The organism is Mixta calida (assembly GCF_002953215.1).
Classification (GTDB): Bacteria; Pseudomonadota; Gammaproteobacteria; order Enterobacterales; family Enterobacteriaceae; genus Mixta; species Mixta calida.
Genome location: NZ_CP026378.1, coordinates 1,963,723 through 1,989,622 on the forward strand (window position 1 = coordinate 1,963,723; position 25,900 = coordinate 1,989,622).

Below are 25,900 nucleotides of genomic sequence, written 5' to 3' on the forward strand. Positions count from 1 at the left end.
GACGATTCACGTTACGGTAAATGTGTTACCAATGCGGTAGGCCAGCCTTTCAACATCACCTGGAAAGATTTGGCAGCGTGTAAACGTTGGAAGTCGGATGTGATGCGACGCAAGCTGCTTTTGCACATGTTACAGAGACTGGAAAGTCAGGCTGTATACGATTACGTTACCAGCCATAAGGGCGTTTGTGCGCTAGAGCATGATGGATTTGTTTCTTATGAATAGATCACTGACTGGTCCCATCCATACCTTTTGATTGAGAAAAAGCATTAAGGGGAGCCACTCAGTCAATTACAGCTTATCCGGGTTGATAAACTAGACGGGACATTTAGCTCTTTCATGATGTGCATAGCCAGCAGGTGATCCTGGCCTACTTCAGCGAGAAACTAGCTTTTAATTTATATTTTTTCAGCTGGTTACATTCAGTAATCTACTACATTTCCTCATTATCAGCTTCTCCGCAGCAAAATCGCCCACAGCTGCACCCAAAAGAAATTGTCACTATTATTAGCCGAGAGGTACTGGCTGTGGGCTGGAAAGCGTTAAGAGGGCGACGAACCACAATATATACCCCTTTTGTTACTTTGATACGATTGCTCAAAATGGGTGGGACACTAAGATCGTTGATATGACTGTATGTTACATTCTTACTTTTGTTACCGTTGAAAACATCAAGTAGGAGAGCTAAATGGATTGGCCAAAGGAGTACAGCAAGACGACTCAAGCGGTAAGAGATGCGGCGTATAAACGCTACTATGTTGAAGCAATCACCCGGTCGGTTCTGCTACCGGGACAGGCGAAAACCGCTTATCACGATGGACTAATAACGACGGATTATTATCTTTTCCTGTTTACCAGCAGGGAGAATCCGAAGCTTAAAGGGTATTTTACCTGTGGCTTGTACGCTGCAAAGGGGTGGTTCGATTTGAATGGACAGCGACCTGAGGAAATTCCATCATACAACCCCCTTACGGGCGAGTCCTCTGGTGGTAGTAAAAAGAGTGGCTGCGGGATTACTAAACCGCTGAAAGCTGAATCAGATCCAAGAATGAAACGTCTTATCAGGGTACTCCAGACGTTCATTTCTCTGACGGACGATGAGAAAAGGAAAATCAAAGGCGAATCAACCACACTGACTATCCTACAGAAGCTCATAAAAGCGTCAAAAGATGCTCCCAGCACGTCAAATATCAGAGCGGTAAATACCACTCTGTACAAAGCGCTCAAAGATGGTCGTCATGGTGGTGCTCGTACATTCACTCAACTAGTTGAGCATTACGAGGTCCTTCTTAGTGTGACTTTCAAGAAGATATCTATTGATGATTTCAATCAGGAGATCGACGATACCCGCAACAAGTCAGCGACATATCCGTATATCCCTTTGGCTTCATTCTGAAATGAAGGGCTACGGCCCTGTCTGCTATTGGCCCATCGATCAAGCGCAGTGGGCGAAAGCTCTGCTAGGAGCGAGGGGCAGGGCACCGCTTCTGGTACGAAGCGGCCGAAGTCACTGAGCAGAAGGTCCGCTGTGAGCGAAAAGCGGACGTTTAGCTCATGGCGTTTGAGTATGCCCATTACATCAAACATAACACCCCGGCAACGAAATCTATCTCGAACGTTCTTGGGCATTCAGCGCCAGTCGTAGATGATGCTCTATAAAGTTCGCTTTAAGCGCGCTATAGCGATGAACATCGTTTTTACTGAGTAATGCTGCCGAGAGTTTTATCTCAGCATACTCCCCAGCAATGACTCTGTTTTTTCTTAGGTAATCACGGAAAGCAAGATGTCTTACTACCTGCATATCACCAACAGCAAACGCATGCACTTGATGACTACGCTGATCACCGCCCTTAATGAAATATCTACGTCCCGAAATCCCGTTCTCACCGCGAGCAATATACCCGGCGTGGTTCATTGCAGAGTTGTATCTATCCAGTTCATTAATGTCGGAGACTTCCAGCAGTATGTCGATTACGGGTTTTGCTGAAAGACCAGGCACAGATGTACTGCCAATATGATGGATGCTTTTAGCCACTCCACCGAGCAATGTCTTTAACAATAAACTTTCAGCTTCAAACATCTCAGGCCATTTATCATCGTATGGCACAACAATAATTGTCCGCATATACACCTCTTCCTTAGCCCTGAGTATTTAACATTAGATTTCGCTCACGAATCCCACATCAATCCTCACTATGTTATGTTTAAAACCCTTCCAGAACATATAGGTAGAAACATGATTGTAAGAACATGGCACGGATGCGTACCAGTCAAGCATGCAGAAGGCTTTGCAAACCATTTACAAAAAACCGGTGTTGAACATTCAGAGAGGACACCGGGAAATCTGGGGACATATGTACGCAGAGAGACGCAGGGTGATTGGGAGCATTTCTTCCTGGCAACTTACTGGAAAGATCTTGAGGCAGTGAAAGCATTCGCAGGCGAACAGTACCAGATTGCAATTACCTATCCGGATGACGAGCAATTTCAGCTGCTATCCGATCCTTACGTCTTCCAGCATAACGTCCAAACCGTATCCCCTTTATAGTAATTTGCTGGCTGATGCCATGAGGCGGCCTCTTCCCTTTTGGGGGAGCCCGGTACTCATATCTTACATAACAGTGTGGGTGCCTACAGTTGATATGAACGTCCGCTTTTGGCACAAAGCGGACAATTGCGAAGGTCCGCTTTGAGCGAAAAGCGGACCATATGACCGTTATTACAACGCTCAACCCTCAAATTTCAACCACATTGCTACGCGCCGCGTTGGAATGAAACCTCTCTCCATTTCCTCTGCTTTCTGTCTTATCAGATGCAGTGGACACGAAGGGCCTTCAACAATTTCAAAACCCAGCCTGGCGTAAAATCTGGCATTGAAGGCCGCTATATTATCTGTGGTGAGTGTGGCGCCAGCCAGACCGCGTTGCTGCGCGGATGAGAGCAGAGTCTGCATCAATAATCTCCCGATGCCACGGCGCTGCCAGTGTGGATGCACATCCATTTCAGCAATGTGCAACCATATATCCTGGAATTTGCCCGCGATAAACCCTACGGGTTGAGAATCTGGCGCAAAGGCGGCAAGCAGCAGACCGTCGCGGCTGAAAACACAAAATTCTTCCAGACTATTTGCGACAGCCTGACCTGTTACCGCACCCGCTTCACGCAATGTTTCAAAAGCAGCCAACTCAATGGCGCGCAGATCGGCAAAATGTTCAGGCTGTGCAGCGCTGATAGTGATGTCCAACTGTACGTTCTCCCTGTGCTTTATCCATTCAAACAGCCCATCATAACTGGCCTCTTTGTATAACGGAAAATTGTGTTGCTGGCACGATGCGGCCAGACAGAAGGAAGGCAGGGCAAAGCCCGCTTTGAGCGAAAAGCGGACATTATTGTTAGGGCTGGATAGTCGCGGAATGTCGTACCCTTTATTATCTCACTGCGTCGAACAATACAGCTACATAATGAGGTGCCAACGTCAGGCAGTTTTTCTCAATGATCTGCCGACAGGCTCGCCATAATAACTAGTAAAAAAATTAACAGGTTACTTTAGTTATACTGCCTTTTCTCTGGCCGATAATATCAGTATCGTTATCTTTACTCACAGGGAGCAATTATATCAGGCAAATTATTTAAAAGCCTGCGCCTGTTTAGGAAGCCAGGTTACCGGTATTACCTAAGGTGCCAGCTGTAGAGCTATGGCCGGACAGTACGTTATCCGCCGCTATTAGCTTCAGCGAAAACCTGTAGGCTCAACTCCATAACGCTCCGTAAACTGCCTGCTAAAGCTCGCTGCAGAGTTGTATCCCACCCGTGCGGCGATAGTTTTTACCGGCAACTCCGACGTCATCAGCAGCCTGAGCGCTGCACCAATACGTGCATCCGCAATGACTGAACGCAGGCTAGTAGATTCGCTCGCAAGATGGCGGCGAAGCGTTGGTCCACTGAGACCCGTAATTTCCTCTATTTCCGCAGCGGTCCATGAATGACCCGGTTTTTCGGCTACCATCTGGCGGATCTTCATGGCCAGGCTGGGCTGCCTGGCACGCAATAATGCATGGTGTCCCATGGCATACAGCCACAGCACAACCTCAACCATTGCATGCAGGGAGAGCGGCCGCTTTCCTTCACGCATAGCCTGAGTCCATCTGGTCAGAGGGGAAAGCAGTGACGACACTGAAACAGCTGCAATACTGCCAGTATCCTGTGGGGGCGGAGCCGACAGCAGCAATCTTGCTGCTTCAAGCTGCTCTTCGGTAAGAACCACGCTCAGGGCAACGAATTCACCGCTTTGATCAGACGGCGCATATTCGATATCAATACTGCGTGCATTGGGGATAACAAGGATCTCACCGGGAAGCACGCTGCGCCATTCGTCGTTTTCACGGTAACGAAATTCCCCCTCAAGTGGGAAGGAAAGGGTAGCGCCTTCTACTTCGAATTTTTTTACCTGATGCGTCTGCTCCGCTCTCAGGCAGTCACAGGGTAATGGAAAGTGTGAACGTGCCAGAGTAAGAAGCTCGGCAAGTAGGTCATCTACAGGAGAGTCTGATAATTTTACAGTTTGCATGCTCATCGGGAAGATATTCAATTTTGCCTCAATTTTAAGCCGCCATATGGAAAAGCATAGAGCGGCTGGTGCGATTGCCTATTCCCGGATGACAAAAACCAGTCCGACAACGGTTACAGCCATGCCTGTCAGCATAGGTAACGTAATAGCTTCCCCAAACAGCAGCCAGGCTTCAGCCGCAGTCAGTACGGGTACCAGGTAAAAATAGGTCGCCACTTTTGTTGCTTCACCACTACGAATCATAAATATAAGAAGCATCACTGCCAGAACTGATACGCCAATAACCAGCCAGGCAAGCCCCAGCGCAAATGACAAACTCCATTGTGTAGATGTTGATTCAAACAGCAGGCTTATCAGGCCCATAGAGACGGTCAGCGTGACGTACTGTAAAAACGTGTTAGCGAAGATATGGCCTTCGCCCTGTGCGCGACGCTGATAAAGCGCACCAATGGTCACACCCAGCAGACCGATAATTACTGATCCAAAAGCCGCTGGATTTAATGAAAAGCTGTGCTGGCCAGGTGAGAGAACCAGATATACTCCGGCAAAGCCGACCGCAATTCCGGACCATTTACGCGGGCGGAGGTGCTGACGTTGCAGCACTGATACCAGTATGGCCGTCAGCACCGGCTGAAGACCCGTGATAAGAGCCACAATCCCTGCCGGCATACCCCGGCGAATCGCGTAAAAACACCCTCCGAGGAAAAAACTCTGCAGAAACAGTCCTACAATCAGATTGCGCACAATACCTGCACGGGAAGGGAAGTGTGACCTGAATGCCAGTGCAAGTAACAGGAATATCAGGCAGGAAAACGCCCCGCGTAAGAACAGCAGGTGAAAGGGCCCGCTGAACTGAACTGTGAATTTAGCTGCAACAAAGCCTGTGCTCCAGAGAAAGACAAACAGCCAGGGCGTTATGGCAATAAGCCAGTTCTTTTGTGAGGATGTCATATTCATGAGGTAACAGAAGATATCCGGGAAAGGAGCCCTCCCCGGCGGCTCTGCCGCACAAGGAAGGCGGAAGGTCAGACTGCGGGTGACCAGAGGTCGTAGTTCAGTGCATAGCTGCTGCCGTCACGTACAACCTTACCGGTCGTCGGCAGGTTAAAATGCATTCCACTCACAGCCAGATTATCACTCGCCGCACGGTCAAGCAGTTTGCCGCGAACAGCAGCAGCGGCAACAGGATCGCTGTCGAATGCGATGGTGACCTCAGGCTGAGCAATCTGGACATGTGGGAAATGTACAATATCGCCCCAGATGAGCAGAGACTCTTTTTCATCGCCCAGTAGGTATCCGCTGTGGCCCGGTGTGTGCCCAAACAGTTCTACAGTCTGAATGCCCGGCAGGATAGCTTCCTCACGGAACGGCATCAGCTTGTCGCCGTAAGCGTTAAAAGCGTTTTTGGCTACTTCAAAGAAAGGTTTAAATACATCAGGTGCGCCAGCTGAAATAGTTTCGTCTCGCCAGAATGCGAGCTCTTTCTCATGAACATAAAGCTGCTGAACATTACGAAAAACCGGCGTCTGCAGAGGACCGGCAAGGCCACCAATGTGGTCCGGGTGCGCATGAGTCAGCAGGATGGTATCAATAGCGAGCGGGTCAATACCTGCTGCTGCCAGGGCAACCTGAAGACGACCTCCCCAGCCATTAATACCGCCTGCGCCACTGTCTACCAGAATGGTACGCTCAGGTGTCTGGATGACATAAACATTGATATTGATACGAGGCAAGGCCGGAGCGCCGCGCTTCTGAAGTAGCGCTTCAGCACGAGAGCCATCAATGCCAGACAGCAGCTCAAAGGATACGTCCAGGTAACCATCACTGAGCATAGTCACAGTCATGTCGCCCACTTTTTTGCGATTTATGGCCGGTGCCTGCCAGTTAAGTTGTGAAGTCATGTGTTACTCCGTTTCGATGATGTGATTACAGGGAAATTACCGGGATAATCGTACCGTAACTGATAAAAGAAACTGCTCAACATGGTACGTGAAACGCTCAAAGTGGAATGCCAAAGCACTGAGCACTATCATAATGAGGGCAAGATAAAGCAGCTGAATTGATAAAGTGCTGCTGGTCAGGATGAAGAAATAAGAAGCATTGCAGCCTGCTGCAGCCAACACACTATTTCTGCCGTCAGCACTGAAATCATCATTAAAAAAGCCCGAATATTTCCGGGCTGCAGCAGGTTTATTTATAAATTTCAGCCGTGCCGTAATAGCGGTTACCGGCCAAGGCTGACGTCAGCCTGAAGCTTTTCGCTCGATGGGCGACTCCGCCGCATATGTCGCTGAAACAGATAATAACTAGGTAAATAATACGATCGGTGAGTTCAGATTTTTCATAGTGGATTAGCTAATCACTCAACGACCACGATGATTTTGCCTACCTGCCCGTTAGACTCCATGTAGCGCTGTGCGTCTGCAATGTCTTCAAGCGGGAACGTTTTATCAATGACAGGCTTCAGTTTGCCGGAACGTAAGCCTTCAGTAACGAACTGCTTTGCACGCGCCATTTTTTCAGGGTTCGTTGTGATTTCAAACAGCTCATACCCACGCAGAGTCAGATGCTTGCCGAGAATATCAAATACGGGCACAACCATGTCACGGCTGTCGAGCGCGCCATACTGGAAGAACATGCCCTGCGGTGCCATCACCTTAGTCAGTTTTGCCACGTCAGGGCCGCCAACGGGGTCAAAAACAATGTGAGCGCCCGCGCCATCTGTCACACGATTGATTTCAGCAACCATATCCTGCTCCGCAGTGGCGATGACAGCGGCGGCACCGGCTTTCAGAAGCATTTCGCTTTTTTCTGCAGTGCGCGTCAGCGCAATGGGTTTTGCACCCAGCATATTAGCTATCTGAATAGCAGCCAGGCCAACACTGCTGGAAGCTGCGCGGATCACGACATTCTGTCCGGCCTGAAGGTTGCCATATTCAACCAGCGCGCCATAAGCAGTGACATACATCATCCAGCTTGCTGCAGCTTCTTCAAAGGAAAGGTTTTCAGGATGCTTCACAACTGCGTGCGCAGGTGCATTAACCAGTTCGCCGTACATGCCATACTCGTTAAACATGAATGAAGGGATCACGCTGACCAGATCGCCAGTAGCAAACTCTTCAACATTCTCACCCACAGCCTGAACAATGCCAGCTGCTTCATAACCAAGACGAGCAGGGAATTCCGGCTCAATTACATATTGCCCGTTGCGGTACATTATTTCTGCCCGGTTGAGGCCTATCGCTCGTACGCGGATCTGTACTACTCCCGCAGCTGGTGCGGGCACATTTACATCAACAACTTCCAGCACTTCCGGACCACCGGTGCGGTTAAAGGTAACTACTCTGGACATATTAAGCTCTCATCTGGTTAGTGGCACGTCTTCAGAACAGTGTTAAAGGCGTGCCCGAATCATTTACGAACAATCTACGTTGTTCTAAACGCACCAAAAATAGCTGACAGAGAACTTCAGTATTAATTATCGATTAACAATCTGTCTGTCTCAGCTGATCTGTTTAGCCAGAACGTTACTGAACCAGTCGATAAAGACCCGTACTTTTGGAGACAGGTAGCGCCTGTCCGGATACATCACTGAGACAGGCTTAGATACTGAAGGGTACTGCGGAAGAACTTCTTCAAGAGCGCCGGAAGCGATATGGGGGGCGAGGGCGTCAAATGTGGCCTGGATAATGCCTAAACCGGCCAGGCCACAGGAAAGCAGAATATCGGAGTTATCAACCAGTATGCTGTTCACAAGGCGTCGCGATACGATGCTCCCGCCTTCGATAAACGTCCATTCCATCACGTCGCGACTATGAACGTTGAAAAAGTTAACCGCCCGATGCTGCTCCAGATCCGCAAGTGTTTCCGGCCTTCCGTGCTGTTGCAGGTAAGAGGGAGCCGCGCATGTGACCATTCTGATATAACCAATGCGCCTGGAGATGAAGCTTGAATCCTGAAGCACGCCCAGTCGAACAAGGCAGTCTACGCCTTCCGTAATTAAATCAGTTTTTCTATCCGATGAAACCAGCACTACTTCAATATCCGGATAGAGTGTCTGGAAATGCTTGAGGTTTGGGATTAATACAGTATGAGCCAGCGCCAAGGGAACATCCAGCCTGAGGCGTCCTCTGGGTGGAAGAAAGGGAGAGAAACTGGCCATCATGTCGTTAACTTCGGCCAGAACGTGCCTGGCATGATGATAAAACTCGTCCCCTTCTGCCGTAACGCTCAGTTTGCGGGTTGTACGATGAATAAGTTTTACACCCAGATCATGCTCTATTTGCTGTATCGCTTTGCTCACGGTGGGGCGATGGATTTGAAGCACGTCAGCGGCTTTAGAGAAACTCCCCTGTGAATCGCCACGGGTTTAACAGACACCTCAGAGTCATTTAAGATGGCTTAAAGAGAGGTGCCCATGAGCGGTAAGCGTTATCCCGAAGAGTTTAAAACTGAAGCAGTCAAACAGGTTGTTGATCGCGGTTATTCTGTTGCCAGCGTTGCAACACGTCTCGATATCACCACCCACAGCCTTTATGCCTGGATAAAGAAGTACGGTCCGGATTCTTCCACTAATAAAGAACAGTCAGATGCTCAGGCCGAGATCCGCCGTCTCCAGAAAGAGCTGAAACGGGTTACCGACGAACGGGACATATTAAAAAAAGCCGCGGCGTACTTCGCAAAGCTGTCCGACTGAGGTACGCCTTTATCCGTGACAACTCCTGTTGCTGGCCTGTTCGCCTGCTCTGTCGGGTGCTGGATGTTCATCCCAGTGGTTTTTACGCCTGGCTTCAGCAGCCGCATTCACAACGCCATCAGGCAGACCTGAGACTGACAGGACAGATTAAACAGTTCTGGCTGGAATCGGGATGCGTCTATGGTTATCGCAAAATCCATCTGGATCTGCGTGACAGCGGGCAACAGTGCGGAGTAAACAGAGTCTGGAGACTGATGAAACGTGTCGGAATAAAGGCTCAGGTCGGATACCGAAGCCCGCGGGCACGTAAAGGCGAGGCCAGTATCGTGTCACCCAACAGGCTCCAGCGACAGTTCAATCCGGATGCTCCTGATGAGCGTTGGGTAACGGACATAACCTACATCAGGACCCACGAAGGCTGGCTGTATCTTGCCGTTGTTGTTGATCTGTTCTCACGCAAAATTATCGGCTGGTCCATGCAATCCCGGATGACAAAGGACATTGTCCTGAACGCACTGCTGATGGCTGTATGGCGGCGTAATCCCGAAAAACAGGTGCTGGTTCATTCGGATCAGGGCAGTCAGTACACAAGCCATGAGTGGCAGTCGTTCCTGAAATCACACGGCCTGGAGGGTAGCATGAGCCGTCGCGGTAACTGCCATGATAATGCGGTTGCAGAAAGTTTTTTCCAGTTGTTGAAACGTGAACGGATAAAGAAAAAGATCTACGGAACGCGGGAAGAAGCCCGCAGTGATATTTTTGATTACATCGAAATGTTTTATAACAGTAAGCGTCGGCATGGTTCCAGCGATCAGATGTCACCGACAGAATATGAAAACCAGTATTATCAACGGCTCGGAAGTGTCTAGATTATCCGTGGCGATTCACTGCTCAACAACCTGGATGAAAATATTTAGGTATTCAATCATGTTGGTATGCACGTGATTACCCGGCTCAATTTAAGTTGTTTGTAGTTGGCATTGTAAAGTAAACAATTCCGATGGGCATCAAATTAAGGGCTTAATGGCTTTCAAAATGTCCGCTTCTGGCACAAAGCGGACAATTGCGAAGGTCCGCTTTGAGCGAGGAGCGGACCTAAAGCCTCATTGATAACAGCGTAGAATTAAATTATTCCGAAGCAGTGCTGATAGTACGATTTAACATCAAATGATATGGTCATGTTACCCGGACTTTTATAAACAGGAGCGTATGTGAACATTTCAGAGAAGCAGGAGTGGCATAAGGATAACTATCTTGTAAGTACAGACAGGAAAAAACTGGATGTGCAGGCCATCCATCGCTATCTGACGAGGTCGACCTGGGCTAAAGAGATTGATCTGGCTACTGTCAATGTATCAATCGAAAACAGCCTTAATTTTGGCGTTTATCATGATAAAACCCAGATAGGTTTCGCGCGTTTGATAACAGATTACGCTACGTTCGCTTACCTTTGTGATGTTTATATTCTGGAGAAATATCAGGGAGAGGGGCTGGGAAGATGGGTGATGCAGTGTATTCATCATCATCCTGTCTTTGAGCAGCTTCGTAGAATTATGTTGTTTACAACGACAGCTCCCTGGCTCTATGAAAAATTTGGCTACGAACCTGTTAATCGGAAAAACTACGCATGGAGCATTACCCGGCCTGATATTTATAACCACGAAAAAAAACCTGACTAACCTGCGCTCATACTCATCTCCAGGCTGGCGTATTAGCTCCTGAGTTTGCATAGTCCGCTTCTGGCACAAAGCGACCTTTGTCATGAATCCTGACTCACTGTCTGAGGCAGGAGCAGGCCCGCTGAATGCGGCTTTAGCGGCAGGAAGCGTTAGATAACGTTGAGCTGAACGGCGCCGTAAGCCCGGCTCCGCCGGTTATATTCTGATATATGGCGCTCCCCATTCCTGTCAGTGTATCGAATCTCACAGGTGAACCAGCCGCAGACTGCTTCCATAGGCTGCAGGTTAAAACGTTTGCTTACTTTCTGAATCATGAGGGCTTTTCTGGTGGCCCAATATCCGGTTAACGATAACTTTCAGAAAATGAACCCTGCCTCTCTGGGATGATTAGGATTAACTAATCATCTTATGGAATTGTAAAATCCCGTATGAAATTAAAAAATCTGTGCGGGATTGCCGTTTTATTAAGGCTGCACTGCAGTCAATTAAAGAGAGGGAGACTGAATATGCGTGTTCGCCTGACCACTGAAAACGATGCTATATCCCTGATTACTATCGACATTGTTGCCCAGAGCCAGCCAGAAGGTGCGGCGCAAATCCGCATCTGGTGTGCCTGGTCTGTCTGTTATATTGCCGAACTGCAGGGAATAGCGATGGGATATGGCGTGCTGAACTACCATTTCTTCGGCTACGGCTTTATTGAAATGCTGATGGTAGGGGAACACTACCGCCGCAGGGGTATCGGTCTGGCGTTGATTGCAGCATTGAAGTCCCGCTGCCAGCACCCGAAGCTGTTCACCTCCACCCATCGTTCTAACCTGCCAATGCAACGGCTGCTGTTGAACGCCGGATTTATCCCCAGCGGTCAGGTCGACAATCTCGATGACGGGGACCCGGAAGCGATATTTTTTATTCCAGCCTTAACGTAGCGCAGAGAGAAGGGTACACAGACACCCATATCCAGGGTGCCAGGCTCAGCGAGGCCAGGGTTTTAGCGACCTCTGTATCTAACGGGAAGTGCCTCTCTGAGAAGGTTCTGGCAGTGAATCAGGCAAAAACTGGCCGGGTGTAAGGTAAATCATCTTTCTGATAAATCGGGTCTTTACCTTCAGGCTGCGTCTGAGATTGCTGCCGATAATTGATAACTGTTTTACGCAAATATTCCCGCAACGCTACCGGCTGCTGCCGCTCGGCTTGATGCGGCATGATCCTGACCTTTTCCCGGCTGTCTTTGACCGTCATCCCCGGCCAGCATTCCTCAACGTATCCGATAAGAAACCTCCCGATTGCCTTGCTGTCGATTGCGTTATCAATCATGGCAGCTAAACTTAGTTGACACTTACCCGGTAGGGCAGCCACACCTTTCCGGCCGCAAGCAGGAGAAGATCATGAAAGCAGTTATTTACAACGGTCCCTATGATGTAAAAGTTAAAGACGTGCCGGATGCAAAAATTGTTCGCCCCACCGATGTGCTTGTCCGCATTACCACCACCAATATTTGTGGATCGGATTTGCACATGTACGAGGGTCGGACCAGCTTTGAGCAGGGACGTATTTTGGGGCACGAAAACCTGGGTGAGGTGGTTGAAATTGGCTCAGGAGTGGAGCGTGTTAAGGTCGGTGACTATGTCTGTCTGCCATTTAATGTCGGATGCGGTTTTTGCGAGAATTGTGAAAAAGGTCTGACCGGTTTTTGCCTCACCACCAATCCCGGTACTGTGGGCGCGGCCTATGGTTTTGCTGAAATGGGCTCCTGGGAGGGTGGTCAGGCGGAACTGCTTCGGGTCCCCTTTGCAGACTTTAACTGCCTGGTGCTTCCGCCTGACGCAGTAGAAAAAGAAGATGATTATGTGATGCTCTCTGACATTTTCCCTACCGGCTGGCATGCGACAGAACTCGCCGGATTAAAGCCTGGCGAAAGCGTAGCCATTTACGGCGCGGGGCCGGTGGGTCTGATGGCCGCACACTCAGCCATGATAAAAGGCGCTTCACAGGTATTTGTAGTGGATACACACCAGGACCGTTTAGCGCTGGCAGAGAAAATGGGGGCGACGGGCATCAATGCGACCGGCGATGAAGCCGTGCAACGAATTCTCGACTTAACTGACGGACGCGGCACTGACTGTGGCTGTGAATGCGTGGGCTATCAGTGCTGTAACAAACATGGCCATGAAGATAATTCGGTCACTATGAACAGCCTCGTTGCATCAACCAAAGCAACCGGGGGAATTGGTGTGGTTGGCGTGTTTATCCCGCAGGATCCGGGAGCTGCATCAGACCTTGCCAAAGAAGGTAAGATGCCGTTTGATTTCGGCAGTTTTTGGTTTAAAGGACAGTCAATCCGCACCGGCCAGGCGAACGTCAAAGCCTATAATCGTCAGCTGGCCCGTCTGATCCATCAGGGTAAAGCCAGCCCGGGCGGCATAATCTCACACCGTCTTTCACTTGCTGAGGCGCCTGAGGGATATAAGCACTTTGACGATCGCGATGAGGGATGGACGAAGGTTATCCTTAAGCCTTAACTGACGCTGATCGGTTATAAAAGTTAAATCGGAACAATTAAACCGGAACAATGTAGAAATATCGACGGGATACCATTGCGTATCCTGTCATAATATTTATCTTCTGCTGCCAGGCTCGCCCCTGTATCTATTGTGATGTTTAATGACGCATTATGAATATTATCAGGACCTGTGAATAGCGCCCGATCTTCTTCAGGCATAAACGAAATAAACGCTATTCATGTAATAACGATGAGAGTGGGTGAGAATGAAGTGCGATATTATAAGGATTCTATGTAACATCATGTCGGGATAGATCCAGAGTCAAAGCCACCTGAGTATTACAGGTGGCTTTTAAACGATTCTGAGCTGCGTTTTTACCTTAAGCTGGTTTTGAAAAACTGTTCAAACCTGGCAAAAGGGATCTTACCTGCAGCGTTGTCGTATAAGTCCACGTGGTTTGCGCCGGGGACGATCACAAGCTCTTTTTCAGTGCTGCCAACCGCTTTGTAGGCATCTTCTGCAAAATAGCGCGAGTGCGCTTTTTCACCTGTAACAATCAACACAGGAATAGTGATTTCATTTGCGTAGCTAAGCAGCGGCATATTCATAAACGACAAGGGCATCGTTGCATTCCATGCGCCATTAGAGTTAACAGAACGCCCATGGAAGCCGCGTGGCATTCTGTAATAATCAAAAAACTCTTTCAGTACCGGGTGTGGATTCGCGGGTAATGTTTCCGGCAGAATTCGCTCAGAAGCGCTTACGCTGCCATTCTTATCCACATTAATATCGTGACTACCGCGGGCGATAGTTCCGCTTTCAGCATCTTTCCAGCGCTGCTCGTTCAGGTACTGTAATACGGCACGGCGATCGGCTGTTGAATAACGGTCTTTGCCATCACCAACGCCATGTCCCATCGCCCGGCTCATGTCGTACATCACGCTGGTCGCAACTGCTTTTACGCGTGTATCCATCGCCGCCGCATTGAGTGCCATGCCTCCCCAGCCGCAAATACCGAGTAATCCAATACGATGGCGATCCACCTCTTTTTGTAATCCAAGGAAATCAACCGCCGCGCTAAAGTCCTCAGTGTTGATATCCGGAGAGGCAACATTACGCGGATAGCCACCACTTTCACCCGTGTAAGAAGGATCGAATGCCAGCGCAACAAATCCCTGTTCGGCCAGGGTCTGTGCATACAGGCCGCTTGATTGCTCTTTGACCGCACCGAAAGGACCACTTAATGCAATCGCAGCCAGTTTACGTTCGCCCCGGTTTTTGGGGATGTAAAGATCCCCTACTAATATGATCCCGTAACGGTTCTGGAATGCCACCTTGCGATGATCAACCTTATCGCTCTCTGCAAAGGTTTTATCCCATTTTTCTACCATTGAAACAGGCGAGTTCGGATTAGATGTGTCAGCATAACTCATTGTCGTAACTCCACTTAATGATACGCATAGCAGCGTAGCGGGTAGCGCGGCTGTCAGCTTTCTGGTGAAAACATTCATTTAAATTCCCCTGAAAAAGAAAAGTGAGGTACCGGTTTCATACGGAGAGTACTGCTGTGCTTTGATGCAATGCGCTCATTATAGGTAGCAGAAATAGTGCTGATTAGAGGGTAAAAATTGCTAGGATTAATAGCATATTGTTATAAATGAAGGGCCGCAGCAGACATCATTTGCGGCCAGATATTCTGAGGACGCGCAAATGGCAAAACGGGAAAACTATAATGAGCTCTACTTGTTTATGCAGGTGGTGCGGGAGGGCAGTTTCACTGCAGCGGCACATCGTCTTGGACTTGCACAATCAGGCGTTAGTCGTTCTGTCCGTGAACTTGAAGAAAGGCTGGGTATACAGCTTCTGGTTCGCACTACGCGCAGGCTGTCGTTAACACAGGCAGGTGAGCAACTGTATCAGACAACAGAATCCGGATTTGATGCTTTAGATACGGGTCTTGCCACGCTGGCGTATTACCGGAATACCCCGTCCGGTACGGTACGCATCAATGCCAGCCAGCATGCTATTGATAAAGTTCTTTTACCGAAGCTGGCGCTATTTAAGCACCGTTACCCCGATATCAGGCTTGAACTCATCAGTGAAAGCCGGTTCGTCGATATTATCGCTGAGCGGTTTGATGCCGGCGTGCGGCTGGGGCCGGAGGTAGGACAGGGCATGGTCGCGGTGCGTATTACACCTGACATGGAGATGGTTGTTGTAGCTACGCCCGAGCATTTTCGTCGCTATGGCTTTCCACAAACACCGGCTGATTTAGTGATTCATCCTTGTATAGCCTACCAGTTTGCCGATGGTAGCCTTTATCAGTGGGAACTCCTTCAGGACGGTAAAAAAATAACGCACCGACCACAAGGACAGTGGGCCTTTTCTGACAGCTACATGGAAGCAAAAGCAGCCAGACTGGGGCTGGGGCTGGCTTATGTCCCGGAGGAACTGGTCGCTGATGATTTAGAGCAAGGCAATCTTATCAGGGCGTTGCCACGTTACAGCCAGCGCCTGGAAGGTTCATTCCTGTATTATCCTCACCGCAATGTGTCGCCGGCACTGAGAGTCGTCATTGATATACTGAAAATCTGAAGTTTAGCTATTTATATTCTTCGTTGTTCCGCTCTTTGTTATCGGAATAACGTCCGCTTATGGCACAAAGCGGACGTTATTGTTCCAGCATTGCTCCTTTGCCGTGGCTATACAGCGCGTATTCTAACCTCAAAACAGCAACTGCCATGCGTCTGTTCAGCCAGTGGCGCAGAGAAACTTACAGGCTGACCCTGTGGCAGCAGGTAAACTACACCTGTTAAGTCGGGTGATAAAACGAAGGTGGCTGGCCCGTAACCCGACGGAACATTGTCGCGAAGGAGGAGCCATTTTCATAACCGAGCGACAACGCGACTTCATTCACCGGTGTGCCCGTTAGCAGCAATGACAGCGCGCTGACCACACAGGCTCGCTGACGCCAGGCGGAAAACGACATGCCGGTTTGCTGCCGGAAATGGCGACGAAATGTGCTGCCACTCATAAACAGCGCGCTGGCCCAGCGCTCGGCCTGATCGTGGATGGCTGGCGCGAGTAAAAAAGCCTGACACAGCGCCAGCAGCGCGGGCTGCTGCGGCAAAGGAATATCGAACGCGCGCACCGGCATTGCCGCCAGTTCAAGCAGCATCAAATCTGTCAGCGCCCGATCGCGTACACTGTCATAGCGCGGCGGCAAATCCACCGCCTCCAGCAGTAGCTGCCGCAACAGCGGCGATACGCCAATCACTTCACAGCGGCTGATGTTACGCAATCTGGCCGCGCATGCGGGTTCGATATACAGGCTACGCGTAGTGACGCCCACAAACTTTACGGCATGCAGGGTTTTGGGGGGATCCATACCGCATGCTGGGGCGGCACCACCCATTTCCCGTCACGGGTTGAGACGTGCATCAGGCCGGTTGCGCCATACAGAAGCTGCGCGCGGCGGTGCTGGTGTTGCGGCAGGATAAATCCCTGCGCATAGTCGTTGCCGAGCGCCACAACCTCCCGATCCAGCCGATCGAAATCGTCAATTTTTCCGTTTCGCACTTCCGCCTCCATCTGACCAGTTTGCAAGGGTAATTGAGCGCTGCGCAAATGGGAAGCGGGGCGCTGGCGCGATAAGCTACTGCCTCATTTTCAAACGGGACACTTCTTTGAACGATCTGATGATTATTGCACTGGCCGGTTTTACTACCGGCATAACAACGGTACTTTTTGGTTTCGGCGGCGGCTTTGTGGTGGTGCCCTTTGTTTACCAGTTGCTGGTGCGGCAGCCGCAGCTGGCAGGCAGTGCGATGCATATTGCCGTCGCCACCTCGACTGCGGTGATGATTTTTAACGCGGGCTGGGTCAGCTACCAAAACTGGCGTGCGGGCAGGCTTTCTTCATCCATCTTGTTCCCGCTGCTGTGGTTTATCGCCATGGGCGCGGTGGCCGGTTCGTGGCTGGCGGGAATATTGAGCGAAGCGCTGGTTCGCGCGCTTTTTATCCTTTATATGCTGGCGACGATTGGGGACTGTCTGTTGCGCAAAGGTTTCTTCAGCGGCAGTGCGCCGCGTCGCTTAACACTTTTAACGGTCACCGTTGGCGGTATGCTAATCGGCATGATTGCTGCACTGCTGGGCGTGGGCGGCAGCGTAATGACGGTGCCACTGTTACGACGACACGGCCATGCGATGCGCGCGTGTATTAGCGCGGCCAACCCGCTTTCCCTGCCGGTGGCGCTGTGCGGTGCGGTGACCTATGCGATAAGCGGCTGGCACAAAATTCCGGCAGGCGGCTTTGTGGGATTTATCAGCCTGAAAATCCTGGGCTTGCTCCTGGTTACCGGCTGGGCGGGTATAGTTTTCAGCCGCAGGACGATCCCCGCCGTCCCCGATGTCTGGCATGCGCGAATCTACGTGATGCTGCTGTGCATAGTACTAATGGCAATGTTGCTTTAAACAAACCCTGTGTTGCGAGTTCGGTTGCTATTACAGCAGCAATATCTGCATGAAGAGTTGCTTCTGGCACAAAGCGGACCTTGAGGAATGAGTTCTATGCTCTTGGCTCACTAAATGCAATAAGTTCTAACTGAATTCTGCTGCCCATTTGTCCAACATATCAGCCCAGTCCTGCATCATCACTTTACGTTCATCAAGATAGGTTGCATGGTTGTATGTGCGACGAACATTGTTGGTATCAGCGTGCGCAAGTTGGGCCTCAATAGCATCAGGCCGATAGCCCATCTCGTTTAAACGGGTACTTCCTGTGGTTCGGGTTGCATGCGGGCTATAATGGCGATCAGCTCAAAGGTGTTAGAAGCGTCATTGACCTTGCGGATCTTATCTAGCTAACGAGCCCTTGCCGGGCTAACTCCATCCGCGACTTGCTTACGAGCTTGCTCACATTTCTACGAGCTTTACTGCTGGATACTCACCCAATGCAAACATGCTTGATTTGCCATTGAGCTTGAATCGGTAATGCCTCGCCTTTTTGCCGTTGGGTTTGACTTCAAGGTATAACCCATTGAAATCGTTGAGGCGGTAGAGCTTTTCTTTGGTTTTGCTGTACGGCATTGAGTATCTGTGAGCATAACGATTCCTTGTATATTTATTATACCGTTATTGTACTCACTTAAAATGAAGATGAAAGTTTGATGTACTTACCTGCGTACTCATTTTGGAATGCGCTTCTACGAAACCATTTGCGACACTATGAAATGAAAAATCCACGCAAATGCGTGGATTTAATCAATTTTTGTGAAAGTCATGAGATTCAATGAAACCTCATGAACAACAAAATTTATTTAGACGTTAAACAGGAAGTTCATAATATCGCCATCTTTAACGATATACTCTTTCCCTTCAGAACGCATCTTGCCCGCTTCTTTCGCGCCCTGTTCGCCTTTGTAGGTGATGAAATCTTCAAATGCGATGGTCTGCGCGCGGATAAAGCCTTTTTCGAAGTCGGTATGGATTTTACCCGCCGCCTGCGGCGCGGTAGCGCCTACCGGGATGGTCCATGCGCGCACTTCCTTCACGCCTGCGGTGAAGTAGGTTTGCAGGTTCAGCAGCGCATAACCCGCGCGGATGACGCGGTTCAGGCCCGGCTCTTCCAGACCCAGCTCCGCCATAAACTCGGCGCGATCTTCATCGTCCAGCTCGGCGATATCTGACTCAACGGCGGCACAAACCGGCACCACGACGGAGCCTTCCTGTTCGGCAATCGCGCGCACCTGGTCCAGATACGGGTTGTTCTCGAAACCGTCTTCATTAACGTTGGCGATATACATCGTCGGCTTCAGCGTCAGGAAGCTGAGGTAGCGAATCGCCGCTTTCTCTTCAGCGTCCAGCGGCAGAGCGCGCAGCATGCCGGCATTTTCCAGGTGCGGCAGGCACTTCTCCAGCACCGCCTGTTCCAGTTTGGCGTCTTTATCGCCGCCTTTCGCTTTTTTCTGCACGCGCTGCAGCGCGCGTTCGCAGGTGTCCAGGTCGGAAAGCGCCAGCTCGGTATTGATGACGTCAATATCTTCCGCCGGGTTTACTTTTCCTGAGACGTGAATGATATTGTCGTTTTCAAAGCAACGCACTACGTGGCCAATCGCTTCGGTTTCACGGATGTTGGTCAGGAACTGGTTGCCCAGGCCTTCACCTTTGGAGGCGCCTTTTACCAGACCGGCAATATCGACAAATTCCATCGTGGTCGGGATGACACGCTGCGGTTTGACGATTTCCGCCAGCTGGTCGAGACGTGAATCAGGCATTGGCACCACGCCGGTATTTGGCTCAATGGTACAGAACGGGAAGTTAGCTGCTTCGATGCCCGCTTTGGTTAACGCATTGAACAGAGTGGATTTCCCCACGTTAGGCAGGCCCACGATACCGCATTTGAATCCCATGTTTGAATCACCTTAATTGCTGAGATAACCGGACAATAACCGTTGCCGGTAATGACATGAAAAATTTGCCGCTAGTATACACGTAATTATGGCCCGAATGCGGCTGATTTCATTTTCCGGGCGCGGGAAAAAGCGTTTTAAATCTGCAATTCCGCAGATTGTTGTTGATACTATTCATGAGGCGTAACGTGAGCAAAGAGGCGCAACCGGTTTTATGATGACGTTGCAACAGCCGCTGGAAATAATGTGCGATGTGCTGCATACGCCGGAAGGCCGTATTGTTGCGCTCGATCTGCATTACGATGAGCCGCATAACGGTTTATTCCAGCGTGTCGTGCGGCTGCAACTGGAATCGCTGACGACGACGCAGCGCGAAGAGCGGCTGATCCATCAGCTGTTGAGCCTGGAAAGCATGGCTGGCCTGCTGCGCGAACGGCAATGGCTCTGCACGATTACGCTCGATTTTACTCTGGCGCAGATGGTAACCGAATCCACCTTTATTCGCCAAATCCTGCATCAGCTGCCGTTTTTACGCCTGTCGCTGTCTGAGGCGTTTCCCAACCTGCATGACGGCATGGATAACCCGCTGATCCGCGCCCTGTGCGAGCAGCTGAATATTTTGTGGCTCAACGATCTCGGCGCTGGCTACGCGAATCTGCATGCGGTGCAGAGCCAGTTATTCGAGGCGGTCAGGCTCGATCGACGCTTTTACGCGGAAAACGTGCATAAATCGGTGTTTATTATGCTGCTGCGGCAGATTATGCAGATGACCAGCCGGCTGATAATCGAAGGCGTTGAGAATGAAACCCAGCGTGAAATGCTGGCGCAGCAGGGGGTATGGGCATTGCAGAACTATCGCTACGCGCCGGTGCCGCTGCGCCAAATCGGCGGCCTGCCGCATTAACGGCAGGCGCCGGCATCAGCCCGCCTTATAACTGTGCAGGCGGTTCATCGCCTTCAGTAAATCGTCTTTTAGCCAGACTTCGGTGCAGCGCGCCGCTTCATCCACCGCGTTGTCGATCAGCGTTTGCTCCGAGGCGGGCGGCTTGCCCAGCACAAAACCAACCACCTTATTGCGATCGCCGGGATGACCGATGCCGATGCGCAGGCGATGGAAATTTGGGTTATTGCCCAGCTTGCTGATAATGTCTTTCAGGCCGTTGTGTCCGCCGTGGCCGCCGCCCAGCTTAAACTTCGCCACGCCCGGCGGCAGATCCAGTTCGTCATGCGCCACCAGAATTTCTTCTGGCGCGATGCGGTAGAAAGTCGCCATCGCCGCCACCGCTTTGCCGCTGAGGTTCATAAAGGTGGTGGGCACCAGCAGGCGCACATCTTTGCCGCCGATATTCAGCCGCGCGGTATAGCCAAAAAATTTACTCTCTTCTTTCAGGGACTGATTATGGCGCTCTGCAAGCAGATCCACATACCAGGCGCCGGCGTTATGGCGCGTTGCGGCGTATTCCGCGCCGGGGTTGGCAAGGCCAACAATCAGCTTAATCTCACTCACGGTGGTTATTTCCTGCTAAAAACCGAAGGGCGATAGTGTAGCGGCCTGCGTGGGAGAATACAAAGCGTCGAAATGGTTTAATTACGGTCGGAAATAATAAGATTTCTATATAAATACAGCGGGTTAGCCGTAAAGAAATGTCAAACGGCAGTTAAAATGTGTGATCGCACACGCAACGAACAGTCGGGTCATCTCCTAAGCTTATGGTGATTTAGCACTCTGTGCTGTACAGCCGCTAACAAGGAGGCGAAAGATGAAACGCAAAACTGCCATGGTCGCAGGCAACGTATTGATGGGGCTGGGTTTACTCACGATGATTTCGGGCATCGGCTATGCGGTGCTGAATCAGCTGCCGCAATTGCAGCTTTCCTCTTTGCTGACGCAAGCCTCTATCCTTGGCATCTTTATCGGCGCGCTGATGTGGTTGGTCGGCGCACGTATCAGCGGACGGGAGAAGGTCGCGGACCGCTATTACTGGCTGCGTCACTGCGATGAACGCTGCCGTCGTTCTTCACACCATCATTCCCACACGCGTTAATTTTTCCCGCTAAGGCGCCGCAGGCAGCGGCGCTGGCGCGATCGTCTCCGTGCGGTTGCGTCCGGCCGCTTTGGCCTGATAAAGCGCTTCGTCTGCCGCCATCATCAGGGATGAAAAGGTATGCGGAGCGTAGCCAGCGGCGATCCCGACGCTTACGGTATACTCGATATTATCCGGCCGCGAAATCATTGCCAGCAAACGGATCTCCTCGCACATCGTCTGCGCTTCCTGCACGCTGCCGCTAAACAGCGCGGCGAACTCTTCACCGCCAAGGCGTGAAAACGTGCACTCCGGCGGCAGGATCTTTTTTACGATACGGCAGAAATCGAGCAGTACCCGGTCGCCCTGGCTGTGGCCGAAACGATCGTTGATGCTTTTAAAATTATCCAGGTCGAATATCAGCGCTGCCAACATCTTTCGTTGCTGACGGGCGTTCTTTTCGGCTATTTTCGCCTGGGCGAACAGCGCGCGGCGGTTCCATACGCCGGTTAGCGGGTCATGCAGCGAGGCCTGTTTATAGCGGATCTGCGTGCGTTCATTCACCATTGCCAGAATCGTCAGGGTCAGCCCGATGACGAACAGAATTGATTCCAGAATCACGTAGCCTGAAAAGGTGCTGCCGCCAATAGCGCCGTGGTCATGGCTGGGCGTTCCGCCGTCAAAGCACATGCGCGTCAGGTGAAATCCAAGGTGGATCCATAACAGCAGCTGCGCGGGCCAGAAGGTGATTTGCAGGCAGGCGCGCGAGCGGGTCAGCAGAATGATTAACGCCGCGGTATAGCTGATGCAGAGCAGACAGCTCACCATAATGCGCTTCGGCATAGAGTTGAAAAAAGAGGGAAAACAGCAGAGCAGCACCCAGAGCAGGGCGCCAAACAGCCAGCTGAAGCCTGGCCGTCGTCCGGCGAAAACGCGAAACGCGCACAGCAGCATGCCGTACGCCAGCATCACCAGCGTATTGCCGACCACAACAGGCAGAAACAGCTGCCCCTGGCTGCGCAGGCTGCTGAGCCAGACGGCGGCCATCGTTGCTATAATGCCGATGGCCGTATAGCCGAGCACCCGATCGTATTGCGCGCCGCTCCATGCGAAAAGCATAATGATGCTCAGGAAGCCCAGCACATAGAGTTCACAAATAAAAAGTGTGTAGACATCAAGTGCCATAACGCGCTTCTCCATAAAAAACCGCAGCAAAATAGCATGAGTGACCAAGAGTAAAAAGCGGTGGTTAACGCAGCGGTAAAAAAAAGAGAATATCGATAACATTACGCCCTTTGCTGGCGAACGATCGGGAAATTAGCCATGCTGTCGACAGGTTTATCTGCGGATGGGGCAGAAGCGAGGGCAAAAAAAACCGGGCCTGAGCCCGGTTTTCGACATTTCAGCGATTAATGTTCAAACATCGCAGAGATGGATTCTTCGTTGCTGATGCGGCGAATCGCTTCAGCCAGCATGCCGGAAAGCGTCAGCGTACGCACGTTAGGCAGCGCTTTGATCTCGTCGGCCAGCGGGATGGTGTCGCAGACCACCACTTCGTCGATCACCGAGTGACGCAGGTTTTCCGCCGCGTTGCCGGAGAAGATCGGGTGAGTGGCGTAGGCGAAGACGCGCTTGGCGCCGCGCTCTTTTAGCGCTTCCGCCGCCTTGCACAGCGTGCCGCCGGTATCGATCATGTCGTCAACCAGCACGCAGTCACGGCCAGCCACGTCACCGATAATATGCATCACCTGAGAAACGTTGGCGCGCGGACGACGTTTATCGATGATAGCCATATCGGTATCGTTCAGCAGTTTGGCGATAGCGCGGGCGCGCACGACGCCGCCGATATCCGGAGACACCACAATCGGGTTCTCAAGACCAATCTGCAACATATCCTCCAGCAGGATCGGGCTGCCGAAGACGTTATCAACCGGGACGTCGAAGAAGCCCTGGATCTGTTCTGCGTGCAGGTCCACTGTCAGCACGCGGTCAACGCCGACGCTGGAAAGGAAATCCGCCACTACTTTTGCGGTAATCGGCACGCGCGCGGAGCGCACGCGGCGGTCCTGACGAGCATAGCCAAAGTAGGGGATCACAGCGGTAATACGACCGGCGGAAGCGCGACGCAGCGCGTCTACCATAACAACCAGCTCCATCAGGTTATCGTTGGTAGGGGCACAGGTGGACTGGATGATGAAAATATCACCACCGCGTACATTTTCATTGATTTGTACGCTCACTTCACCATCGCTGAAACGACCGACGGCGGCGTCGCCCAGGCTGGTGTAAAGGCGGTTGGCAATACGTTGTGCTAGTTCCGGGGTGGCGTTACCAGCAAAAAGCTTCATATCAGGCACGAGAAGAACCTCAGGCTTTGCGTCCAGAGAATGCACACAGGCGAGCGGCAACGGGCGCGCTCTGTCCGTCGCGTGCGTGCATACGAGTGTATTAAAGCGCGATGTGCAGCGTCAGGAACGGGGTGACGCTGTCACATTCACGCCAGTTGCCCTGAAAGTATGCGGTGAAGAGGCGAAAGGTTTACGCCCTGCGCAACGAATCCCTGCATCCAGTTCGGGGCCAGCTCAAGCACCTGACGGGCAGCGGACTCGGTGTCGAATTCTGCAAACACACAAGCGCCGGTTCCTGTCAGGCGCGACGGCGCGTATTCTAGCAGCCAGGAAACAAGCGCATCAACCTCACGAAAACGTTTTCTTACGACTGACTCACAATCATTGCCGAAAGGCGCCTGTAACAGCGCATCAAATGAGCGTACCGGCGAATTTCGCGTCAGCTCCGGGTCGCCAAAGACCTGCGGCGTGGAAACGGCCACGCCGGGATGGGCCACCAGATACCATTTTTCCGGCGGCGAGGCGGGCCGCAGCGCCTCGCCGACCCCTTCGGCAAAGGCCGCGTGGCCGCGCACGAACACCGGCACGTCGGCGCCGAGTTTTAAGCCGAGCGCGCAGAGCGTCTCGCTATCCAGTCCGGTATTCCAGAGATGGTTCAGCGCCACCAGCACCGTCGCGGCATTCGACGAACCACCGCCGAGACCGCCGCCCATCGGCAGACGTTTGTCAACGGCGATATCCGCGCCAGCCTGCGGCGGCAGGGCGCCGCGTTCGGCCGCGGCCTGCATTAACAGCCGCGCGGCGCGTACGATCAGGTTATCCTCGTGCGCCACGCCGGGCACCGGCGTCAACAGACGAATCTCGCCGTGTGAACACGGCGTAATATGCAGGCTGTCGCCGTAATCGAGGAACTGAAACAGCGTCTGTAGATTATGATAGCCGTCGGGACGACGGCCGGTGATATATAAAAACAGATTCAGCTTCGCGGGCGCGGGCCAGGTGGTCATCATTGTACGGTCCAGCTGTCCATGCGCAGTTTGATGCGTTTGTCGCCCTGTTTCAGCTCAATGCTGGCGGGCAGCGCCGGTTTAACCTTGCTGTCATAGCCCTGGATATTGACGTCCCACGTCTGACCGTTGCGGCTGTAGCGCAGGCTGCGCAGCTGATACTGGTCGTTGAGAGTGAAATCGGTGGCGTCGCCCGGCAGGCCGAGCATCCACTGACGCAGGTTGGCCAGCGGAATATCCATGCCTGTCAGCTGTGAGATCATCTTTTCGGCGTCGTTGCTGACGTAGCGCTTACCTTTGTTATCGACCAGCTGCACCACCGAGCCCTGCGCGTCAAGTTGCAGCTCGGTGCTGCCGAGCGGGTTGGTCAGCAACAGGCGATAGCGGTCGGGCGCGGTCTGCTGCCAGTTAAAGCGCGCGTAAACTTTCTGCTGGTCGGAAAGCCAGGCGAACGCGCCGCGCGTTTGATAACGCGTGATCTGTTGTACGGCCTGCTGGTGTTGCTGCCACTGCGGGGAGGTGGGGCTCTGGCCGGGGCCTTGCGGTTTATTGACGGTACAGGCCGCCAGCAGCACGCTGGCCAGTGGGATCAGCCGCAAAGAACGGCGGGTTAGCGAATCAAACACCAGGTCATCTCCTCAGACACTTTTTTCTATCCAAACG

General features: G+C 51.6%; 25 protein-coding genes and 3 pseudogenes. 11 read left to right on the plus strand and 17 right to left on the minus strand.

Features of this window, described 5'->3' with window-relative positions; genetic code table 11:
• Nucleotides 1-6: 6 nt before the first annotated feature.
• Both C2E16_RS21405 and C2E16_RS09325 read left to right on the plus strand, forming a co-directional pair.
• A pseudogene (locus C2E16_RS21405) lies at nucleotides 7-225 on the plus strand (hypothetical protein); the annotation flags it as partial.
• A gap of 463 nt (nucleotides 226-688) precedes the next feature.
• The gene (locus C2E16_RS09325; protein WP_084970830.1) at nucleotides 689-1,396 is read left to right on the plus strand and encodes a hypothetical protein; all 708 of its coding nucleotides are present in this window, start codon (nucleotides 689-691) and stop codon (nucleotides 1,394-1,396) included.
• A 210-nt stretch (nucleotides 1,397-1,606) separates the two neighbouring features.
• Here the strand turns inward: C2E16_RS09325 and C2E16_RS09330 are convergent, their stop codons facing one another.
• Nucleotides 1,607-2,125: a GrpB family protein gene (locus tag C2E16_RS09330; RefSeq protein WP_084970832.1), complete on the minus strand. Its 519-nt coding sequence runs from the start codon at nucleotides 2,123-2,125 to the stop codon at nucleotides 1,607-1,609.
• Between the two features lie 111 nt (nucleotides 2,126-2,236).
• Here C2E16_RS09330 and C2E16_RS09335 point away from each other — a divergent pair, with 111 nt between their 5' ends.
• A complete protein-coding gene (locus C2E16_RS09335) occupies nucleotides 2,237-2,548 on the plus strand; it encodes an antibiotic biosynthesis monooxygenase (RefSeq protein ID WP_084970842.1) in 312 nt (103 codons plus the stop codon).
• Nucleotides 2,549-2,728: 180 nt separating this feature from the next.
• Here the strand turns inward: C2E16_RS09335 and C2E16_RS09340 are convergent, their stop codons facing one another.
• From C2E16_RS09340 to C2E16_RS09365, 6 genes are all read right to left on the minus strand, one after another.
• On the minus strand, nucleotides 2,729-3,244 hold the full coding sequence (locus tag C2E16_RS09340; RefSeq protein WP_038626648.1) for a GNAT family N-acetyltransferase: 516 nt from the start codon (nucleotides 3,242-3,244) through the stop codon (nucleotides 2,729-2,731).
• 486 nt (nucleotides 3,245-3,730) lie between these two features.
• The gene (locus C2E16_RS09345) at nucleotides 3,731-4,567 is read right to left on the minus strand and encodes a helix-turn-helix transcriptional regulator (protein WP_084970844.1); all 837 of its coding nucleotides are present in this window, start codon (nucleotides 4,565-4,567) and stop codon (nucleotides 3,731-3,733) included.
• 78 nt (nucleotides 4,568-4,645) lie between these two features.
• The gene (locus C2E16_RS09350) at nucleotides 4,646-5,524 is read right to left on the minus strand and encodes a DMT family transporter (RefSeq protein WP_244947422.1); all 879 of its coding nucleotides are present in this window, start codon (nucleotides 5,522-5,524) and stop codon (nucleotides 4,646-4,648) included.
• A gap of 68 nt (nucleotides 5,525-5,592) precedes the next feature.
• Entirely contained in the window at nucleotides 5,593-6,468 is an 876-nt protein-coding gene (locus tag C2E16_RS09355) for an MBL fold metallo-hydrolase (protein ID WP_084970834.1), read from the minus strand.
• A gap of 458 nt (nucleotides 6,469-6,926) precedes the next feature.
• On the minus strand, nucleotides 6,927-7,919 hold the full coding sequence (locus C2E16_RS09360; RefSeq protein WP_084970836.1) for a zinc-dependent alcohol dehydrogenase family protein: 993 nt from the start codon (nucleotides 7,917-7,919) through the stop codon (nucleotides 6,927-6,929).
• A 150-nt stretch (nucleotides 7,920-8,069) separates the two neighbouring features.
• On the minus strand, nucleotides 8,070-8,870 hold the full coding sequence (locus tag C2E16_RS09365; RefSeq protein ID WP_257152267.1) for a LysR substrate-binding domain-containing protein: 801 nt from the start codon (nucleotides 8,868-8,870) through the stop codon (nucleotides 8,070-8,072).
• A gap of 114 nt (nucleotides 8,871-8,984) precedes the next feature.
• Here C2E16_RS09365 and C2E16_RS09370 point away from each other — a divergent pair.
• The 3 genes from C2E16_RS09370 to C2E16_RS09380 all read left to right on the plus strand — a co-directional run bounded on the left by C2E16_RS09370 (nucleotide 8,985) and on the right by C2E16_RS09380 (nucleotide 11,871).
• Nucleotides 8,985-10,132 (plus strand): IS3 family transposase gene (locus tag C2E16_RS09370; RefSeq protein ID WP_104951483.1). Its coding sequence is split into 2 segments (ribosomal slippage): nucleotides 8,985-9,222 and nucleotides 9,222-10,132, totalling 1,149 coding nucleotides; the frame shifts between segments, so codons are not numbered across the junction.
• A gap of 342 nt (nucleotides 10,133-10,474) precedes the next feature.
• Nucleotides 10,475-10,942 carry a GNAT family N-acetyltransferase gene (locus C2E16_RS09375; protein ID WP_084970547.1) on the plus strand — a complete coding sequence of 156 codons (468 nt, stop codon included), beginning with the start codon at nucleotides 10,475-10,477 and terminating at the stop codon, nucleotides 10,940-10,942.
• Between the two features lie 506 nt (nucleotides 10,943-11,448).
• Nucleotides 11,449-11,871 carry a GNAT family N-acetyltransferase gene (locus C2E16_RS09380; protein WP_084970548.1) on the plus strand — a complete coding sequence of 141 codons (423 nt, stop codon included), beginning with the start codon at nucleotides 11,449-11,451 and terminating at the stop codon, nucleotides 11,869-11,871.
• A gap of 118 nt (nucleotides 11,872-11,989) precedes the next feature.
• On the opposite strand, the gene C2E16_RS09385 is transcribed toward C2E16_RS09380, so the two are convergent.
• Complete coding sequence (locus tag C2E16_RS09385; RefSeq protein ID WP_133052070.1) at nucleotides 11,990-12,259, minus strand: hypothetical protein; 270 nt, start codon at nucleotides 12,257-12,259, stop codon at nucleotides 11,990-11,992.
• Nucleotides 12,260-12,330: 71 nt separating this feature from the next.
• On the opposite strand from C2E16_RS09385, the gene C2E16_RS09390 reads away from it, so the two are divergent.
• On the plus strand, nucleotides 12,331-13,464 hold the full coding sequence (locus tag C2E16_RS09390) for a glutathione-independent formaldehyde dehydrogenase (RefSeq protein WP_038626485.1): 1,134 nt from the start codon (nucleotides 12,331-12,333) through the stop codon (nucleotides 13,462-13,464).
• A gap of 356 nt (nucleotides 13,465-13,820) precedes the next feature.
• On the opposite strand, the gene C2E16_RS09395 is transcribed toward C2E16_RS09390, so the two are convergent.
• Nucleotides 13,821-14,957, minus strand: coding sequence for an alpha/beta hydrolase (locus C2E16_RS09395; RefSeq protein WP_084970549.1), 1,137 nt, complete (start codon nucleotides 14,955-14,957; stop codon nucleotides 13,821-13,823).
• A 199-nt stretch (nucleotides 14,958-15,156) separates the two neighbouring features.
• Here C2E16_RS09395 and C2E16_RS09400 point away from each other — a divergent pair, with 199 nt between their 5' ends.
• Nucleotides 15,157-16,041: a LysR family transcriptional regulator gene (locus C2E16_RS09400; protein WP_038626483.1), complete on the plus strand. Its 885-nt coding sequence runs from the start codon at nucleotides 15,157-15,159 to the stop codon at nucleotides 16,039-16,041.
• A 217-nt stretch (nucleotides 16,042-16,258) separates the two neighbouring features.
• On the opposite strand, the pseudogene C2E16_RS09405 reads toward C2E16_RS09400, so the two are convergent.
• Nucleotides 16,259-17,025: pseudogene (locus tag C2E16_RS09405) on the minus strand (AraC family transcriptional regulator).
• Nucleotides 17,026-17,132: 107 nt separating this feature from the next.
• Here C2E16_RS09405 and C2E16_RS09410 point away from each other — a divergent pair.
• Nucleotides 17,133-17,921 carry a sulfite exporter TauE/SafE family protein gene (locus tag C2E16_RS09410; protein WP_038626482.1) on the plus strand — a complete coding sequence of 263 codons (789 nt, stop codon included), beginning with the start codon at nucleotides 17,133-17,135 and terminating at the stop codon, nucleotides 17,919-17,921.
• A gap of 126 nt (nucleotides 17,922-18,047) precedes the next feature.
• On the opposite strand, the pseudogene C2E16_RS09415 reads toward C2E16_RS09410, so the two are convergent.
• Nucleotides 18,048-18,553 (minus strand): annotated as a pseudogene (locus C2E16_RS09415) (integrase arm-type DNA-binding domain-containing protein).
• 213 nt (nucleotides 18,554-18,766) lie between these two features.
• Complete coding sequence (gene ychF, locus C2E16_RS09420; protein ID WP_038626479.1) at nucleotides 18,767-19,858, minus strand: redox-regulated ATPase YchF; 1,092 nt, start codon at nucleotides 19,856-19,858, stop codon at nucleotides 18,767-18,769.
• 214 nt (nucleotides 19,859-20,072) lie between these two features.
• On the opposite strand from ychF, the gene C2E16_RS09425 reads away from it, so the two are divergent.
• On the plus strand, nucleotides 20,073-20,762 hold the full coding sequence (locus C2E16_RS09425; protein WP_081981799.1) for an EAL domain-containing protein: 690 nt from the start codon (nucleotides 20,073-20,075) through the stop codon (nucleotides 20,760-20,762).
• A 15-nt stretch (nucleotides 20,763-20,777) separates the two neighbouring features.
• Here C2E16_RS09425 and pth read toward each other — a convergent pair whose 3' ends face one another.
• Complete coding sequence (gene pth / locus C2E16_RS09430) at nucleotides 20,778-21,365, minus strand: aminoacyl-tRNA hydrolase (RefSeq protein WP_038626477.1); 588 nt, start codon at nucleotides 21,363-21,365, stop codon at nucleotides 20,778-20,780.
• A gap of 253 nt (nucleotides 21,366-21,618) precedes the next feature.
• Here pth and ychH point away from each other — a divergent pair, with 253 nt between their 5' ends.
• Entirely contained in the window at nucleotides 21,619-21,903 is a 285-nt protein-coding gene (gene ychH / locus C2E16_RS09435) for a stress-induced protein YchH (RefSeq protein WP_038626475.1), read from the plus strand.
• A 9-nt stretch (nucleotides 21,904-21,912) separates the two neighbouring features.
• Here ychH and C2E16_RS09440 read toward each other — a convergent pair whose 3' ends face one another.
• From C2E16_RS09440 to lolB, 4 genes are all read right to left on the minus strand, one after another.
• On the minus strand, nucleotides 21,913-23,067 hold the full coding sequence (locus C2E16_RS09440) for a GGDEF domain-containing protein (protein WP_038630013.1): 1,155 nt from the start codon (nucleotides 23,065-23,067) through the stop codon (nucleotides 21,913-21,915).
• 224 nt (nucleotides 23,068-23,291) lie between these two features.
• Nucleotides 23,292-24,239 (minus strand): ribose-phosphate diphosphokinase, encoded by a 948-nt coding sequence (gene prs, locus C2E16_RS09445; RefSeq protein WP_038626473.1) that lies wholly within the window; start codon nucleotides 24,237-24,239, stop codon nucleotides 23,292-23,294.
• A gap of 137 nt (nucleotides 24,240-24,376) precedes the next feature.
• A complete protein-coding gene (gene ispE, locus C2E16_RS09450; RefSeq protein WP_038626471.1) occupies nucleotides 24,377-25,240 on the minus strand; it encodes a 4-(cytidine 5'-diphospho)-2-C-methyl-D-erythritol kinase in 864 nt (287 codons plus the stop codon).
• Nucleotides 25,237-25,863, minus strand: a complete 627-nt coding sequence (gene lolB, locus C2E16_RS09455; protein WP_084970550.1) for a lipoprotein insertase outer membrane protein LolB — start codon at nucleotides 25,861-25,863, stop codon at nucleotides 25,237-25,239. Before lolB ends, ispE begins: the two co-directional genes overlap by 4 nt.
• Nucleotides 25,864-25,900: the final 37 nt, after the last annotated feature.

Bases quoted from the DNA above. Each gene is read 5' to 3' on its own strand.
- C2E16_RS09325 (WP_084970830.1), top strand. From the start codon at position 689: ATGGATTGGCCAAAGGAGTACAGCAAGACGACTCAAGCGGTAAGAGAT.
- C2E16_RS09330 (WP_084970832.1), bottom strand. From the start codon at position 2,125: ATGCGGACAATTATTGTTGTGCCATACGATGATAAATGGCCTGAGATG.
- C2E16_RS09335 (WP_084970842.1), top strand. From the start codon at position 2,237: ATGATTGTAAGAACATGGCACGGATGCGTACCAGTCAAGCATGCAGAA.
- C2E16_RS09345 (WP_084970844.1), bottom strand. From the start codon at position 4,567: ATGCAAACTGTAAAATTATCAGACTCTCCTGTAGATGACCTACTTGCC.
- C2E16_RS09350 (WP_244947422.1), bottom strand. From the start codon at position 5,524: ATGAATATGACATCCTCACAAAAGAACTGGCTTATTGCCATAACGCCC.
- C2E16_RS09355 (WP_084970834.1), bottom strand. From the start codon at position 6,468: ATGACTTCACAACTTAACTGGCAGGCACCGGCCATAAATCGCAAAAAA.
- C2E16_RS09360 (WP_084970836.1), bottom strand. From the start codon at position 7,919: ATGTCCAGAGTAGTTACCTTTAACCGCACCGGTGGTCCGGAAGTGCTG.
- C2E16_RS09380 (WP_084970548.1), top strand. From the start codon at position 11,449: ATGCGTGTTCGCCTGACCACTGAAAACGATGCTATATCCCTGATTACT.
- C2E16_RS09385 (WP_133052070.1), bottom strand. From the start codon at position 12,259: ATGATTGATAACGCAATCGACAGCAAGGCAATCGGGAGGTTTCTTATC.
- C2E16_RS09390 (WP_038626485.1), top strand. From the start codon at position 12,331: ATGAAAGCAGTTATTTACAACGGTCCCTATGATGTAAAAGTTAAAGAC.
- C2E16_RS09395 (WP_084970549.1), bottom strand. From the start codon at position 14,957: ATGAATGTTTTCACCAGAAAGCTGACAGCCGCGCTACCCGCTACGCTG.
- C2E16_RS09400 (WP_038626483.1), top strand. From the start codon at position 15,157: ATGGCAAAACGGGAAAACTATAATGAGCTCTACTTGTTTATGCAGGTG.
- ychF (WP_038626479.1), bottom strand. From the start codon at position 19,858: ATGGGATTCAAATGCGGTATCGTGGGCCTGCCTAACGTGGGGAAATCC.
- C2E16_RS09425 (WP_081981799.1), top strand. From the start codon at position 20,073: ATGATGACGTTGCAACAGCCGCTGGAAATAATGTGCGATGTGCTGCAT.
- ychH (WP_038626475.1), top strand. From the start codon at position 21,619: ATGAAACGCAAAACTGCCATGGTCGCAGGCAACGTATTGATGGGGCTG.
- C2E16_RS09440 (WP_038630013.1), bottom strand. From the start codon at position 23,067: ATGGCACTTGATGTCTACACACTTTTTATTTGTGAACTCTATGTGCTG.
- ispE (WP_038626471.1), bottom strand. From the start codon at position 25,240: ATGATGACCACCTGGCCCGCGCCCGCGAAGCTGAATCTGTTTTTATAT.